Raw genomic sequence first — 14,558 nt, 5'->3', positions numbered from 1 at the left:
TGTTCCTTTATTATGTGGTGAAAAAGTAAGTTTTAATGCTAAAATTACTCGCTTATCAAACGGTAAAATACTATATGATTCAAAAGCAAAAGGACAAAAAATAGATATGAAAATCGGCGATATTACATATCCTTTAATTTTTTCTTACGCTTTGCAAGGTAAAGTAACGGTTGGAACACGCAGTGTTATTGCTGAAGGTAAAACATTTAAAGCCTTAGGTTCTAACATAAATAAAATTATTTCTCATGAATCTTTACCGATAAATGAATATCTTTTGCTTGAACTAGGAGACTTTAAACAAAATTAAATAAATATGAAACAATCTAAAATATCGGATAATAAAAAACAAAAAAATTATATTTTGTTATCTATCCTTGTCATAATGATAATAATTGTATATCTTATAGCTTTGATAAAAATTGCAGGATAAATTTTGTGTTTATCAAAAATTTGAAACTTAGATGAGAACGACAATTTAGTAGACGAAGTTTAATTTGGAAAAGAGCAAGAAGTCTATAAGTCGAGGGGCGGAGCGTATAATATAATACGTGAGCACCGTAGATCTTATAAAACGACGTAGCCAATTTTTTAAATTAAACGAGTATTCTTACTTTAAACTTTAATTAAGCTAGGAGTTTAGTATGTAAATCATTAAAAAAAATAAAAATATTATTATAATAGTAGGTTTAATATTTTTAGCAGTAATTATTTATATCTCTGCAAGTAAGAGTCCAGATAATAAAACAAATGATAATATATTAGAAGTAAAGATAACTATAAAAGATCATAAATTTGTTCCGAGTATAGTTGAAGTACCAAAATCTACTAAGATAAAGTTAATTGTTCATAATGAAGATGATACGGTAGAAGAGTTTGAAAGTCATGATTTACATCGTGAAAAAATAGTTATGCCGCATGAATCAATAAATATTATACTTGCACCGCTCGCTCCTGGGAAGTATGAAATTTTTGGAGATTTTCATCAAGATACAGCTCAGGGTCTTATAATTGTTAATGATTAGATAAAAATATGTTTAAAATTGCTTTAGTAGTGTTTCGTGAATGTTTAGAAATATCCTTATTACTTGGTGTAATACTCGCCGTAACAAAACAAATAGAAAAATCTCGTCTTTATATTATTGCCGGAGTAATGCTTGGAGTAGTATTTGCTTCAATTTTTGCATTTTTTACGCGTAAATTATCTTTATCTTTTGGCGGAATAGGAGACGAGTTATTCGATTCCGGAATTATGATACTAATAACAATTCTGATTAGCTGGACAATAATATGGATGCAAGGTTACGGTATAAAAGTAAAGCAACATATAAACGACTTATCCGTAAAAATTCATGAAGGTAATGCCAGTTATTTCATGTTGGTTTTTTTAGTTGCCACTACTATACTACGAGAAGGTGCAGAAATCATTATTTTAGTATATAGTATATCTTCAGTTGAAACAATATCAAGCAGTATTTACTTGCAAGGAGTAATAATAGGTACTACAAGTGGTTTTTTACTTGGTTTAGTAATATATTTCGGTTTAATTAAGATTGCTAATCAAAAATATATTTTTAAAATCTCTTCTGTATTATTAATGCTGATAGCGGGAGGGTTTGCAGCAAGTGCGGCAGGTATTCTAACTTCTTCCGGTCTAGTTATGTTTTTATCCGATCAACTTTGGGATAGTTCATGGTTAGTAGCAGATAGAAGTATGATTGGCAAAATCTTACATATTGTTACCGGTTATATTGCAAGACCTAACGGACTGCAAGTACTTGCCTATTTTACTACTATATTACTAATAAATATTTTTATACAAATAAAATTAAGATATTCTAGAACAGTACAAAAAAACGAATCAAATTAATTTTATTAAAGAGAGAGAGCAATTAAATTAAATATGTTTAAACTTTTATCAGAAATTGGTCCAGTAATAGCATTTTTTGGAGGCTTTTTTTATGGCGGCGGCATACAAAATGCCACTCTTTATATGCTTATTACCTCTGTTATTTGTATTACTCTTTGTTATTTTATAGACAAAAAAGTATCAAAGCTTTCTATTATTTCTTCATCTGTTTTATTAATTTCGGGAAGTATAACTTTAATTAGCGGCGATTCAATGTATATAAAAATCAAACCGACTATATTATATACTATTTTTGGAATAATTTTTCTTATGAGCGGTATAAGAAAAAATCCTTTTATCAAATATGCTTTAGAGAGTATAGTGCGTCTTAAAGAAGAAAGCTGGATAACTCTAAGCTATAGGACAGCAGCCTTTTTCTTTTTTATGGCTATAGTTAATGAAATAGTTTGGCGTAATTTTTCAGATGAAACATGGGTAAAATTTAAAGTATTCGGCGTAATACCTATTACCTTTATATTTATTTTACTTCAATTACCTCTTTTATTAAAGAATAAATTACCGGATAGTAAGATATGATTTGTATAAAAAGTCTATTAAGAATTCTAATTTTTACAGCTATCTCTTTCAATTTATCTGCCTGTTTACCGGTCATATTTACCGCAGCAACCACCACTGGTATTGTTGCCTCAAAAGATCAACCAATGTCTGAAACATTAAATGATTCAAGGATTTCTGCCGGCATTAAAGCTGATTTAGTAAAAAATAATTTTAAAGATTTAGGAGCTAAAATAAAGGTCGAAGTATCCCAAGGAAGAGTATTATTAACAGGAAATATTCAAAAAGAACCGGATGCCTTAAAAGCCGTAGAAATTGCTTGGAATCAAAAAGGCGTAAAAGAAGTTATCAATGAGTTAAAAATAAATAAAAACAGTAATCATTTTGATTTAGCACAATATACTAAAGATAGTATGATAACAACGCAAATTAAAGCTAAAAATTTAGTCAGAAAAGACATTAAATTTGCTAATTATACTATTCTAACTATAGATAATATTGTTTATTTATTTGGAGTTGCAAGATCAGAAGAAGAGCTAGAAAAGCTTGCTTCTATTGCATCAAAAATAAAAGGTGTTGAAAAAGTTGTGTGTTACGCTAAAATAATGGATAACTTTAACACAAATAATGATAATAGTGAAGAACTATAAATTCAACTTGGACCCCTTGCAAAACGAAGCTAATAAAGAGGAATTTGAAGAAAACACGGAAGTGCTCACCACCGCAGCGTACAAAAAAGCACGTGAGGATGTGAGTACCGGATTGACGTACAAATTAGGTCTATACTCCTGTAAAATAAAGAGTTGTTATACGAAGTTCAACTTGAAAAAGAGTAATCGGTCTGTAATCCGAGGAGCGAAGCGTATAATAAACGTTCAGCATTCGAGGACTTACAAAGACATTGTCGCCAATTTTGGTGGTTCGACGAGTATATTACTCTTATTAATTTTTTGTTTAGGGCTAAGCGGTTGTAATAGCTCAAAAAAATTACCTTATTCCCGCAAATATTCATACAAAGAATTATCAAAAGATGATCCTCATAATCTAACTTATAAAGGACATTATAAAGTTGGAAAAAATTATAAAATAAAAGGAAAAACTTACAAACCTCACAACCCTAAATCTTTTACCGAAACAGGTTATGCCTCATGGTACGGTGGACGCAAGGACGGTTTTCACGGTAAAAAAACAGCTAACGGTGATAAATTTAATAGAAACCTATTAACTGCCGCACATAAAACTCTTCCGCTTCCTTGCTTAGTTAAAGTTACCAATAAATCCAATAATAAATCAGTAATATTAATGGTTAATGATAGAGGTCCTTTTAAGAAAAATCGTATAATAGATGTTTCCCAAAAAGCAGCTGAAATTTTAGCATTTAAAAATCAAGGTATAACTAAAGTAAAAATAGAATATTTACCTGATGAAACCGAGAAATTTCTAAAAAATATTAATTTAAAAAAACCACAAAGTAAAACTTTAGCTAAAAACTCTAAAAAACCTTCATCTACTAAAGTTACAAAAAACGCTAAATGTAGCGTTAATTGTCATATAAAACTTGTGAATTTAAAGTACAAGCTAGCAGTAAATCCTTAAAATAGTACCCTACGATTTTTATTTTATGTCATTCCCGCGGAAGCGGGAATCCAGAAAAAGTATAAATACAGCAAATTTTTGGAATTAAAAGCTCGATTTATCTCGCTTTACGCTGGATTCCCGCTTCCGCGGGAATGACATCGAGCGGATTTTTTGAGCCATGCAACAAAGCCTATACCTCCTCGCAATGATGATACATATCAGCTACGTATATTCTTTTTCTTTATTATTTTTGATTTAGTTTTTGTAGTAGATTTATTGTTAGAAGCAAGTCTGATTGAAGGTTTAGCGGCTATAGGCTTAACACCAAAATGCTGATCCAACAATCCAATCATTTTTTGATCACGAGATGCGGCACTTTTGCCGCCTGTAACAACGGCAATCAATGATTTACCGTTCCTAGAAGCAGTAGTTACTAAATTATAACCTGCCGGGGTATGAAAGCCTGTTTTCATGCCTTCCGCACCTTGATAATTTTTAGTAACTCTATTATGTCCATTTACTATATTTCCACGAAATACAAAGCTGGTTTTAGAAAATAACGGATAATATTTTGGATAATCTCTCTTCAGGGCCATAGCAAGTTTAGCCATATCTCTTGCGGTAGTTTGCTGCAATGGATCATGCCAACCTGAAGCATTTTTGAAATAGGTATTTTTCATACCGAGCTGTTTAGCTTTAACATTCATTAAATGAGAAAAAGTTTTCTCAGAACCTTTCATCCCCTCAGCAACCGTTACAGCAACATCATTAGCAGATTTTACGATTAATCCATTAATTGCCTCTCGAACAGTTATAGTTTCCCCTGCTCTTAAACCAAGTTTACAAGGCGGCATTTTTGCTGCTTTCTGTGAAACAAGTAATTTTTTATCTAAAGGTAACTTACCTGCTTCAATTGACTCAAACATTAAATATAACGTCATCAATTTTGTTAAAGAAGCAGGGTAAATCCGAATTTGTGAATTATGAGCATGTAAAACCTTACCTTTTGAATCAATTACTAAGCTAGTTTGAACAGGAGGTTTAGGAGAATTTTTTACAGCTTTCTTTGCTTCGCTTATTGGAGCAAAGAAAAACGTTATAACAAAAATATAAGGTAATAAGAATTTTCTAAACATTTTAAATAAATAAAATATTATTCAAATTAAATCAAGTAAAATACTGTGTCATACCGTGGCTTGACCGACGTTGTTGCATAACTCATAAAACCCACTCGATGTCATCCCCGCGAAAGCAGGAATCCATTATAATAAAAAGGTACATACACAGTAAGTTTTAAAATTAAAAGCTCGATTTATCTCGCTTTACGCTGGATTCCCGCCTACGCGGGAATGACATAAACGCAACAATACCTTATTGCAATGACGTTTAAAATAAACCTTACTATACTTTAACCTTTTTATTAAGATACATTAATATAAACAAAGCAGGCAAGGCTAAAATTATAGTAAAGATGAAAAAACCGTCCCAACCCATCATATTTACGAGTTTTCCGGCATAAATAGTGACAGTATTGTTACATAAACTACTAGTACTACTAAGTAAAGCATACTGCGTTGCGGAATATTTTTTATTACATAAATTACCGATATATCCGACTAAAGCAACAGCACCCATAGCACAGGCAAAATTCTCTATAGTAATAGCAATTAACAAAGCTTCAAAAGAAGGAGGCTGGTGATTAAGCCAAATAAAAGCAAAATGTGTTAGACTTTGGGCAATACCGGTAATAATCAAACCTTTAAAGTTTCTCATCCTATACATTACAATACCACCGGCAAAGCCGCCGACTAAGGTCGCAATTAATCCATAAAGTTTAGCTATTATTGCTATTTCGCCTTTTGTATAGCCAAGCTCTATATAAAACGGTGAAGCAACCGCTCCAAGCATAGCATCGCCTAATTTAAAAAATATTACCGCGAGTAAAATAGTTACGGCAAACTCTCTCTTGAAAAAGTCTTTGAAAGGATTAATTACTGTAGAAATCCATGAAGAAATAGAAGTAATATTAATTTTTTCTCTTACTAATTCTTTTTCGTTTACGGTTATTATAAATATCGTTGCAACAGCAAATATTATAGCTATAACAAAGAAAGTTAGCTGCCAATCATTACCTGTTATTTCTGCAAGATATAAAGCACCTGCACCAGTAATTAGCATACCGATTCGATAACCGAATACGGCAGCTGCACTAGCTATGCTTTGTGTTTCCTGATCAAACTTATCTATACGCAACGCATCAACGGCAATATCAAAAGTACTAGATAAAAAACCTAATGCTATAGTCAAAAAATATAAAGAAGCTAAAGAAACCTTAGGATCTTCCTTGCTTATAGCAATTAACACTAAAACCATTAAAGAGCTACATAATATTAGCCAGCTTTTTCGATGTCCCCATCTACTTAAAAAAGGTATTTTAAAATTATCGACTAGAGGTGACCAAAATACTTTTAACGAATATGATAACCTTGCAACCGCAAAAGTAGTAATAACGGCGATATCTATCCCGGATTCTTTTAACCATACAGAAAGAGTAGAAAAAATTATAACCAGCGGCATACCGCTAACTATTCCTAAAATAAATATTTCAAATAATCGATAGTCTTTAAAAATCTTGGTAATGAGCATTGTGTTATTCCTTGTGTTTATGTCATTCCCGCATAGGCGGGAATCTAGCACTTTTCGCTGTCATACCGTGGCTTGACCACGGTATCCAGTCTTTTTTTATTTTTTACTGAATCCCGCGATCAAGTCGCGGGATGACAGTGAGTGCTTCAATAATAGTTAATAAAGATTAAGAAATATAAACTATTTACTTTATAAATCAACTATTTTCTCTTAATTCTTTATTATATAACCTATAATACTCATCTTTATTTTTAAGTAATTGAGTGTGAGTACCCTGCTCACAAATTTCACCGTTTTTCATAACGATAATGTTATCAAGATCGGTAATACTACTTAAACGATGCGTAATAATTAAAGTGGTTTTTCCTTGGCGTAATTTCTTTAAAGATTCTAGAATTTTCTGTTCGGAAGCTTGGTCTAAGCTACTCGTTGCTTCATCCCAAATTAAAATAGGTGCATCTTTTAGGAAAGCTCTAGCAATAGATAAACGCTGACGCTGACCGCCTGAAAGCGTCGCCCCCTGCACTCCTATCTGCGTGTCGTAACCGTTCGGCAGATGCCTAATAAACTCATGAGCATCTGCATATTTTGCTGCTTCGATTATCTCTTCTCTTGTAGCGTTTCCGTGACCATATGCTATATTTTCTGCAACACTTGTATCAAATAAATGAGTATCTTGCGTAACTAAAGAAATCTGACCTCTAAGCGAAGTAAGCTTAATATCTTTAATATCATGATTATTAATTAAAATTCTTCCATCACTTGGATCATAGAAACGTACTAATAAATTACTAAGAGAAGTCTTACCACTACCGGAACGCCCAACAAACGCAATCATTTTATGAGGCTCTAACTTTAAATCTATATATTTTATAGCTATTTTACTCTCAAAACTTAAAGCCAGCTTCTCAAAAGTAATTTGTGGATTATACAAATTTATTTCTTTAGCATCTTCACAATCTTGAATAAGAGGTTCAGTATCTAAAATACTAAATACTCTTTTAGCTGCTGCAATTCCTTCTTGTAAATTGACATTTAAGGATACCAAGCTTTTAAAAGGTCTATAAGCCGCAGCAAAAGAAGCTAAAAAAGCAAAAAGAGCACCAGGCGTACTTTTCCCCTCAAGCACTAAATTACCTCCATACCATACCATCCCTCCAACCGCAAGACCGCTTAAAATCTCCATAATCGGTGAAACCATCGCATCTAATTTAGAAGTTTTCTTATAAAACTCTAAAATATTATTAATAATCAAGGATGCTCTATTACTTTCTATTTTTTCGCCGACAAAAGATTTAATAATCTTAATTGACTGGAATGCTTCATCAAGCCTAGAAGTATAATGTCCTAATTCCTCTTGGGACTGCGATGATATTTTACGTATCTTTCTTCCCATTTTTTGTACCGGATAAACGGCCAAAGGGAAAACAAGAAAAACTACGCACGATAATACCGGTTCTAAGTTAAACATTGATCCTATTAAAAATACTACCGTTAGGAAATGTTTAGCACATCCGACAAGTAAATTAGAAACAGCCCCACGCATCAAAGAAATATCGTTAGTAAAACGAGATATAAGACGCCCTGAAGTTTGTTTTTGGATAAAAGAAATATCGGCAAACAACAAATGCTCATACATTTTCATCTGCAAATCGTTTAATACCCTCTGACCTACAAATTTTATTAGATAATTCTGATAATATTCTGAAATTCCTTTTATAAAAAAAGTAATCGTCAGCACTATCGGCATTATTATAAGCATCTTCCTATCATGCGTTAGAAAAACCTTATCAATAATAGGCTTAACTGCATGCACGATAACAGCAGTACAAATTGCTGCAATAGCCATACAGAATATTGCAAAATATATTTTATTTGCATAAGGTTTAACATGATCTTTTATCAGCCTTTTTATAACATAAATAGCTGTATAATCATCAGACCTCTTTCCAAACTCTACTTCTAGAGGTAATTTGTGCGTCGATCCGATACTCGCATCTGCGCGACCTTTTTTGTACGCTGCGGTGCTGCGTTTCGTGTCTCCTACAAATTCCTCGCTATAAGCGACTTTGGAAAGAGGTCTATTATTCAAATTATTATTGCTCATTCTCGTTAAAAATATTAAATTGATGATGTGACTGATTTGGCACTGGCATTTTCAAATGCTCAAAAGCAGCAATAGTGATTACCCTACCTCTAGGGGTTCTTTGTAGTAAACCTATCTGTATTAGGTACGGCTCAATGGTTTCTTCAAGTGCATCACGCTGTTCAGACAAGGCAGCAGCGATCGTTTCAATTCCAACTGGACCACCGTTATAATTATCCGCTATGAATTTTAGATAACGATAATCATTGCTATCAAGCCCTATGCGATCAACTTCCAAACGATTTAAACCAAAATCGGAAATTTCTTTATCTACTGTTGATTTACCGTCAACCGCCGCAAAATCCCTTATACGACGGAGCAATCTTAAAGCAATTCTTGGCGTTCCTCTACTTCTTTTAGCTATTTCTTCAGAACCCGAATCAGTCAAATCAATACCAAATAGTTTACTTGCTCTATTTAGAACTTTCTTAAGCTCTTCCGTATTATAAAAATTTAAACGCATAGGAATGCCGAACCTATCACGCAGAGGATTACTAAGCAAACCAAGACGTGTGGTAGCCCCGATTAAAGTAAATTGCGGCAAGGTTATTTTTACCGATCTTGCAGCAGGACCTTCACCGATAATTATATCGAGCTCAAAATCTTCCATAGCAGGATATAAAACCTCTTCAACCGCAGTATTTAAGCGGTGAATTTCATCGATAAATAATATGTCGTTTTTTTCAAGATTGGTAAGGATAGCGGCAAGATCGGCTGCCTTAAGTATAGCAGGACCGGAGGTAGATTTGAAATTACCGCCAATTTCGTTGGAAATAATCTTAGCAAGTGTAGTCTTACCAAGCCCAGGCGGACCGTAAAATAAAGTATGATCAAGATGCTCATTTCTAGATTTTGCAGCCTTAATAAATACCGAAAGGTTTTCTTTAATCTGCTGTTGACCAACAAATTCTTGCAAATATGACGGTCTTATCGGCAATTCTTGATCATTTTCACTTTTTTCGGGCGATAATATATTAGTCATTATTTTAGATTAAATATAATGACTAATAATAGCTAAAAAATAGTTTTATGCTATATATTTATATCAGAAAATTCTAAATATGATACTATATGACCTAATAACTCATTAGATAAAATTATATTACCAAATTGTGGTTGCTGGGCAATTCCGACCATTTCAAAAAAATGCTCGTCAATATATTTATCTGCGTTTTGGATTATAGGCTTAATATCATTCTTTCCTAATATTTTCTTAAGATATGATTTATCAGTTCTTTGATATAACTTTAAGTAATTATGAATAGTACTTTTATGTAAATTTTCTGGTGTTTTATAAAAATCTTTTAAAACTTGTGCTATTTCTTTTATAACTCCTTTGTTTCTTTCAAGTAATTTATCAATTTCGATATTTAACTCATTTACTGCTATTATTTCTTCTGAAGACTCAGAGATAACTCCCTTTACGTACCATTCAATTTTACACTTAATGATAGTTCTATTATTTTGAATAGAATTTAACAATTTATTTTTTGACTCTTCACTTAATTTTCCTAATGGGAAAGTAAGCCGCTTGATCTTACTATTTTCAAAAATTAAAGAACAAATAGCTTCTATCCCTGTATCATCCATAACTTTATCTATCTCTAAATTGTCTACACTATTTTTTTCTTTGATTATCTTAAGCAATTTTATTAAATGTTCTTGTTCTATGGTTTTATTTCCTATACTGAATCTTCTGAGTTTATTGGTTTTAAAGAACTCATTAAAGCCTTCTATTAATTTTGCTTCTAATTCTATACCTGTACCTACTAAATCTAATTTCTTTAAATTAGGTTTTTGAGAAAAACTTTCTAATAATACCAAAAGTTGCTCATCTTTTACGGAAAAATCGTTTATGGAAATTTCTTTTATATTATTATTGTCTTTTAAACTTTTAAATATCCTAGATATACAAGTATTTTCTCCATTTTGTAAGTCACTAAAAAGATCTATATTAGCAAAAAGACATGAGTGACTTTCTAAAAAATCCATGAGCAAAAATATTTGTTTTTCTGTATAAAAGCTAGAAATACAAACCCATAACTTTTTAACTTCAATATCACCTTTTAAAGCGCCTAATAAATCATTTAATTCACCACGAATCGGTAATTTATCAGTACCTAATCCCTCAGCATTTAGTAAAATAAGACTTGATCCTTTAATTTTTTCTTGAATTCTTAGACTCTCTGCACTCATTTGTAATTTTGACATATATAAACCTATTACCTATTAATTTTATCTGTAAAAATTAATAGGTAATAAATGTTGATTTTTCAACTGATATTTTTAAAAATTAGAATTTCGATTTTTCAGAGCTGTTTTGATTAATTCATCAATAGAGATTTCGGGTAATGGTGTCTTGAACGGCATTTTTAAATTGCTAAATTGTCTATTATTATTTTATTATTAATTGCTAAATTGTACCAATCATGGTACATTATTACAATGCTCAACATATCAAAAACTCTTACTGTAAAATTTTATCAATCTATAACCAAAAAAGAACCGGTGCGTGATTGGTTACTTGAACTAGCCCCTAAAGATTGCAAGATCATTGGTGCAGATATTAAAACCATAGAATATTCTTGGTCGGTTGGTACGCCTATATGTAAATCTTTAGGTAAAGGAATGTATGAAGTAAGATCAAATTTAACTGACGGCAAAATCGGGAGAATATTTTTTTGTGTATTAGATAATAAAATGATTCTTTTGCATGGATTTATAAAAAAATCTCAAAAAACACCTGATAAAGAATTAGAATTAGCATTTAAAAGAAAAAAAGAGGTAGAACTATGAATAAAATTAATCCAAAACATTTAGGTTCTAATTTTGATGATTTTCTTGATAAAATTGGAATATTAGAAGAAGTGACAGTAATAGCTCATAAGCGTATTCTTGCAGAGCAAATTAAGCAAATTATGGAGCAAAAACATATAACAAAGTCAGAAATGGCAGAAAAAATGGAAACTAGTAGATCAGCTGTAGATAGACTTTTAAACCCTAATAATCCTAATGTTACCCTTGATACTTTAGACCGCGCTGCTATAGCTCTAGGAATGAAATTAAATATTTCTTTAAGCTAATGAATTTCGATTTTTTATGGCTGCTTTGATTAATTCATCAATAGAGATTTCGGGGTTTTGGGTAATGAGTCCCTGCACGGCATTTTGAGCTTCAAATCTAGAAAAACCGAGATTTACTAGAGCCTTTATTACTTCGTTACTTGCGACGGGGGTGATATTTTTGATATTTAAGCTATCTTTAATAATAGCATAGCCACTTGATATTTTTGCTACTTTACCTTTCAGCTCTAACACTATACGCTCGGCAAGTTTAGCTCCTACTCCTGATATTGCTTTAAACATATCTTTATCTTCATTATTTATAGCAATTTGGATATCCGCAGGCGTAAGGCTTGATAAGATAGACAAAGCCATTCTTGTACCTATACCGTTCACGGATTGCAGTAAATTAAAAAAACTCTTCTCTTCTAGAGTCAGAAAACCGTAAAGATGAATATGTTCCTCTCTAACATGGGTTTCGATAAATAGTTTGTAAAACTCCCCTTCAGCGAGTTTACCTAAAGTTTTACCTGAAGCATAGACTAAGTACCCTATCCCGTTTACGTCAATTATAACATAATCATCACCTTGGGAATCAATTTTACCGCTTAATTTACCGATCATATAATTATTTTTTCTTTCTACTATATATTAAAACTAACATCGGTAAAGCAGTAATAATTGCAGCTAAAATATAATGAATAACGAGCGGTCTATCCATCATATGACATTGCCCGTCATTAGGAATCGTTTGAGCCAAAATCATATAAGCAACTATTACCGTTATCGCTATATATAAAAAAGTAAAAAACAAATATTTTATAAAATTTTTCATGTCAATAATCTATAATATTTATACAATAGTAGTCTAGCATATTGATAATAATATCAATAAAAAACTATAAAGCCAAGAGCTGGTTTATTACAATAAGTAGAACACTTATAAAGGTATTAGAAATGTCTAAAAGTCCAGAATCAAACGAAGCTATTGATCAAGAGAAAAGAAAACAAGAGCTTGAACAACAGCTTAAAGAAGAATATCAAAATCTTTCTTATCTTGAAGCTGGATGGGCAGCTCTTGGCATAGACACCGGTAATAAAAAATATGATGATTTAAATAAAGAATATTTAAAACTACAATTACCGCTTGCTGATAATAATTTAGGCATAATGCAAAGAATTACGGCGGCAGTCGGAGATGGTGCTAGTGCATTACAATTTACATGGGAAGCAGCACAAGTTCTACCGGATCTTATAACAGAGTATAATAACCTAAAAGCTGCCAAAAATGCGGCTAATCAATCAAGCTCTATTGAAGCTACTAGCAAGATGATAGCGGACGCAGCACCTCTTATAAAAAAAGTTTCTTCTATTTTACATTCTGAATCGATATCTAATGCGTCAAAAGAAACCATCTTGCAATCTACTGTTGTACCATACGTACTTACACCAATTTTAAATAAACGACTTGCTAAGGTAACTAAAAACTTTCAGACCTCAGAGCTAGAAAAAATAAATGTGTTAGAGGGATTAAGCCCTAGATTCTTCAGGGAATTAACTACATTAGGAGTAGATTTAGCATCTAATGCACTAAGTGGTGATTTAAATCCAAAAATACAAGAAATATATAAAAATATTAAACAAAAAACTCCCGGGTCTCAAGCTAATATATTAAAGAATATCCATGACATTATCACTTCAGATAAAGTAAATCCTCTTCTTAAGGAAAATCTAGTAGAATTTTTAAAGAAGCCTGAGAATCAAAAAGAATTAGCTCAGGTTACAGAAAATATTTTAAACAACAAAGTACAAAAATTCGTTGCACCTGAATTGCTTAAAAATACCATAGGACTGATTGCAAATTCTAGTGATAAATTAATAGAAAGTACTCCATTTGCTATAGAAGCTTTTAGGCAATTTAAAGAAAACCAACTTTGGACTAATACCAACCTAGGACTAGAGGGAGTAAACACTGAATTAAAAAAAGAGTTATTACAGGCAAAAAAACCTGAAGTAATAAAGTTAGTAAATAATGCTAAAAAAGCTATCGATAATTTAGCTCCTATATTAAAAGAGGAGCTTCCTAAATACCTAGATACTAATAAACAAAATATATTAAGTATATTAGATAATCCTATAGTAGCAGAAAAAATAAAATCATCAGCTATAAAACCGGAACTCATACGTAAAGCCCTAGATGCATCAATGCCTTTTTTAGCAGACGCTTTGCCCTCGCTCACCAAGCTTGCTAGCTCTAGCCTTGCTGAAAGCGAGAAAGTTGCTGATATAATACAAAAAGCCCAGCTAATTAAATCACTCCCAAAAGAAGAAAAATCAAAAGAAGTAAAAGGATTGATTAATTCAGTAATACAACTACAGAATGATAATCCGGAGATAAAGAAAGTTATTCAACAAGAGCTTCCTGAACTGTTAGAAAAACATGCTAATACTTTAGGACCGGTAGTAAATGAGTTCCTAAAAGAAACTTCTATAGGGCAAAAATTAAAATTAGATGGAGAAAAGCTAGTTAATATAGCAAGTAAACATGCTCCTGACTTAATTAATATTGCTGATAAATTTAGTAAGGGTAAATATATTTCTATGATAGGATCAGTATTAAAGTTATCAACAGATCCAAAAGTTTTAGGAGTGATTGCAGAAAGTGCAATTAATTTAGGAAAATATAAGGTACTTGGGTAATCCC

The 14,558-nt window shown here is 31.8% G+C and carries 14 protein-coding genes and 4 pseudogenes; 10 read left to right on the top strand and 8 right to left on the bottom strand.

Annotation, left to right across the window (positions count from 1 at the left end; all coding sequences use genetic code 11):
* The 7 genes and pseudogenes from AC1Z7D_RS02630 to AC1Z7D_RS02600 all read left to right on the top strand — a co-directional run.
* Positions 1 to 307 (top strand): annotated as a pseudogene (locus AC1Z7D_RS02630) (FKBP-type peptidyl-prolyl cis-trans isomerase); the annotation flags it as partial.
* Between the two features lie 340 nt (positions 308 to 647).
* Positions 648 to 1,022 carry a cupredoxin domain-containing protein gene (locus tag AC1Z7D_RS02625; RefSeq protein ID WP_482601694.1) on the top strand — a complete coding sequence of 125 codons (375 nt, stop codon included), beginning with the start codon at positions 648 to 650 and terminating at the stop codon, positions 1,020 to 1,022.
* An 8-nt stretch (positions 1,023 to 1,030) separates the two neighbouring features.
* Entirely contained in the window at positions 1,031 to 1,867 is an 837-nt protein-coding gene (locus AC1Z7D_RS02620) for an FTR1 family protein (protein ID WP_482601692.1), read from the top strand.
* 33 nt (positions 1,868 to 1,900) lie between these two features.
* Positions 1,901 to 2,443, top strand: coding sequence for a septation protein A (locus AC1Z7D_RS02615; protein ID WP_482601690.1), 543 nt, complete (start codon positions 1,901 to 1,903; stop codon positions 2,441 to 2,443).
* On the top strand, positions 2,440 to 3,072 hold the full coding sequence (locus AC1Z7D_RS02610) for a BON domain-containing protein (RefSeq protein ID WP_482601688.1): 633 nt from the start codon (positions 2,440 to 2,442) through the stop codon (positions 3,070 to 3,072). Before AC1Z7D_RS02615 ends, AC1Z7D_RS02610 begins: the two co-directional genes overlap by 4 nt.
* Positions 3,050 to 3,190, top strand: a pseudogene (locus AC1Z7D_RS02605) (palindromic element RPE1 domain-containing protein); the annotation flags it as partial. The gene AC1Z7D_RS02610 and the pseudogene AC1Z7D_RS02605, both read left to right, overlap by 23 nt.
* Positions 3,191 to 3,352: 162 nt before the next feature.
* Positions 3,353 to 4,018: pseudogene (locus tag AC1Z7D_RS02600) on the top strand (septal ring lytic transglycosylase RlpA family protein); the annotation flags it as partial.
* 200 nt (positions 4,019 to 4,218) lie between these two features.
* Here the strand turns inward: AC1Z7D_RS02600 and AC1Z7D_RS02595 are convergent.
* From AC1Z7D_RS02595 to AC1Z7D_RS02570, 6 genes and pseudogenes are all read right to left on the bottom strand, one after another.
* Positions 4,219 to 5,136 carry a D-alanyl-D-alanine carboxypeptidase family protein gene (locus AC1Z7D_RS02595; RefSeq protein WP_482601686.1) on the bottom strand — a complete coding sequence of 306 codons (918 nt, stop codon included), beginning with the start codon at positions 5,134 to 5,136 and terminating at the stop codon, positions 4,219 to 4,221.
* A 265-nt stretch (positions 5,137 to 5,401) separates the two neighbouring features.
* Entirely contained in the window at positions 5,402 to 6,646 is a 1,245-nt protein-coding gene (locus tag AC1Z7D_RS02590; protein WP_482601684.1) for an AmpG family muropeptide MFS transporter, read from the bottom strand.
* Positions 6,647 to 6,842: 196 nt separating this feature from the next.
* Entirely contained in the window at positions 6,843 to 8,753 is a 1,911-nt protein-coding gene (locus AC1Z7D_RS02585; protein ID WP_482601682.1) for an ABC transporter transmembrane domain-containing protein, read from the bottom strand.
* Entirely contained in the window at positions 8,743 to 9,774 is a 1,032-nt protein-coding gene (gene ruvB, locus AC1Z7D_RS02580; protein WP_482601680.1) for a Holliday junction branch migration DNA helicase RuvB, read from the bottom strand. Before ruvB ends, AC1Z7D_RS02585 begins: the two co-directional genes overlap by 11 nt.
* Before the next feature lie 50 nt (positions 9,775 to 9,824).
* Complete coding sequence (locus tag AC1Z7D_RS02575) at positions 9,825 to 11,003, bottom strand: hypothetical protein (RefSeq protein ID WP_482601678.1); 1,179 nt, start codon at positions 11,001 to 11,003, stop codon at positions 9,825 to 9,827.
* Positions 11,004 to 11,078: 75 nt separating this feature from the next.
* A pseudogene (locus AC1Z7D_RS02570) lies at positions 11,079 to 11,150 on the bottom strand (Holliday junction branch migration protein RuvA); the annotation flags it as partial.
* Positions 11,151 to 11,237: 87 nt separating this feature from the next.
* On the opposite strand from AC1Z7D_RS02570, the gene AC1Z7D_RS02565 reads away from it, so the two are divergent.
* Together AC1Z7D_RS02565 and AC1Z7D_RS02560 are read left to right on the top strand one after the other, a co-directional pair.
* Positions 11,238 to 11,588: a type II toxin-antitoxin system RelE/ParE family toxin gene (locus AC1Z7D_RS02565; RefSeq protein ID WP_482601676.1), complete on the top strand. Its 351-nt coding sequence runs from the start codon at positions 11,238 to 11,240 to the stop codon at positions 11,586 to 11,588.
* On the top strand, positions 11,585 to 11,875 hold the full coding sequence (locus tag AC1Z7D_RS02560) for a helix-turn-helix domain-containing protein (RefSeq protein WP_482601674.1): 291 nt from the start codon (positions 11,585 to 11,587) through the stop codon (positions 11,873 to 11,875). The genes AC1Z7D_RS02565 and AC1Z7D_RS02560 overlap by 4 nt, the downstream gene beginning before the upstream one ends.
* On the opposite strand, the gene ruvA is transcribed toward AC1Z7D_RS02560, so the two are convergent.
* Together ruvA and AC1Z7D_RS02550 are read right to left on the bottom strand one after the other, a co-directional pair.
* Positions 11,867 to 12,478: a Holliday junction branch migration protein RuvA gene (gene ruvA, locus AC1Z7D_RS02555; protein ID WP_482601672.1), complete on the bottom strand. Its 612-nt coding sequence runs from the start codon at positions 12,476 to 12,478 to the stop codon at positions 11,867 to 11,869. The genes AC1Z7D_RS02560 and ruvA overlap by 9 nt on opposite strands.
* A gap of 4 nt (positions 12,479 to 12,482) precedes the next feature.
* Positions 12,483 to 12,689 (bottom strand): Holliday junction ATP-dependent DNA helicase RuvA, encoded by a 207-nt coding sequence (locus tag AC1Z7D_RS02550; protein ID WP_482601670.1) that lies wholly within the window; start codon positions 12,687 to 12,689, stop codon positions 12,483 to 12,485.
* A gap of 122 nt (positions 12,690 to 12,811) precedes the next feature.
* On the opposite strand from AC1Z7D_RS02550, the gene AC1Z7D_RS02545 reads away from it, so the two are divergent.
* The gene (locus tag AC1Z7D_RS02545; RefSeq protein ID WP_482601668.1) at positions 12,812 to 14,554 is read left to right on the top strand and encodes a hypothetical protein; all 1,743 of its coding nucleotides are present in this window, start codon (positions 12,812 to 12,814) and stop codon (positions 14,552 to 14,554) included.
* Positions 14,555 to 14,558: the final 4 nt, after the last annotated feature.

The organism is Rickettsia sp., from assembly GCF_965035265.1.
Note: the sequence above shows the minus strand (reverse complement) of the source record. Positions and strands in the feature narration are given on the sequence as shown.

Bases quoted from the DNA above. Each gene is read 5' to 3' on its own strand.
- AC1Z7D_RS02620 (WP_482601692.1), top strand. From the start codon at position 1,031: ATGTTTAAAATTGCTTTAGTAGTGTTTCGTGAATGTTTAGAAATATCC.
- AC1Z7D_RS02615 (WP_482601690.1), top strand. From the start codon at position 1,901: ATGTTTAAACTTTTATCAGAAATTGGTCCAGTAATAGCATTTTTTGGA.
- AC1Z7D_RS02610 (WP_482601688.1), top strand. From the start codon at position 2,440: ATGATTTGTATAAAAAGTCTATTAAGAATTCTAATTTTTACAGCTATC.
- AC1Z7D_RS02595 (WP_482601686.1), bottom strand. From the start codon at position 5,136: ATGTTTAGAAAATTCTTATTACCTTATATTTTTGTTATAACGTTTTTC.
- AC1Z7D_RS02590 (WP_482601684.1), bottom strand. From the start codon at position 6,646: ATGCTCATTACCAAGATTTTTAAAGACTATCGATTATTTGAAATATTT.
- AC1Z7D_RS02585 (WP_482601682.1), bottom strand. From the start codon at position 8,753: ATGAGCAATAATAATTTGAATAATAGACCTCTTTCCAAAGTCGCTTAT.
- ruvB (WP_482601680.1), bottom strand. From the start codon at position 9,774: ATGACTAATATATTATCGCCCGAAAAAAGTGAAAATGATCAAGAATTG.
- AC1Z7D_RS02575 (WP_482601678.1), bottom strand. From the start codon at position 11,003: ATGTCAAAATTACAAATGAGTGCAGAGAGTCTAAGAATTCAAGAAAAA.
- AC1Z7D_RS02565 (WP_482601676.1), top strand. From the start codon at position 11,238: ATGCTCAACATATCAAAAACTCTTACTGTAAAATTTTATCAATCTATA.
- AC1Z7D_RS02560 (WP_482601674.1), top strand. From the start codon at position 11,585: ATGAATAAAATTAATCCAAAACATTTAGGTTCTAATTTTGATGATTTT.
- ruvA (WP_482601672.1), bottom strand. From the start codon at position 12,478: ATGATCGGTAAATTAAGCGGTAAAATTGATTCCCAAGGTGATGATTAT.
- AC1Z7D_RS02550 (WP_482601670.1), bottom strand. From the start codon at position 12,689: ATGAAAAATTTTATAAAATATTTGTTTTTTACTTTTTTATATATAGCG.
- AC1Z7D_RS02545 (WP_482601668.1), top strand. From the start codon at position 12,812: ATGTCTAAAAGTCCAGAATCAAACGAAGCTATTGATCAAGAGAAAAGA.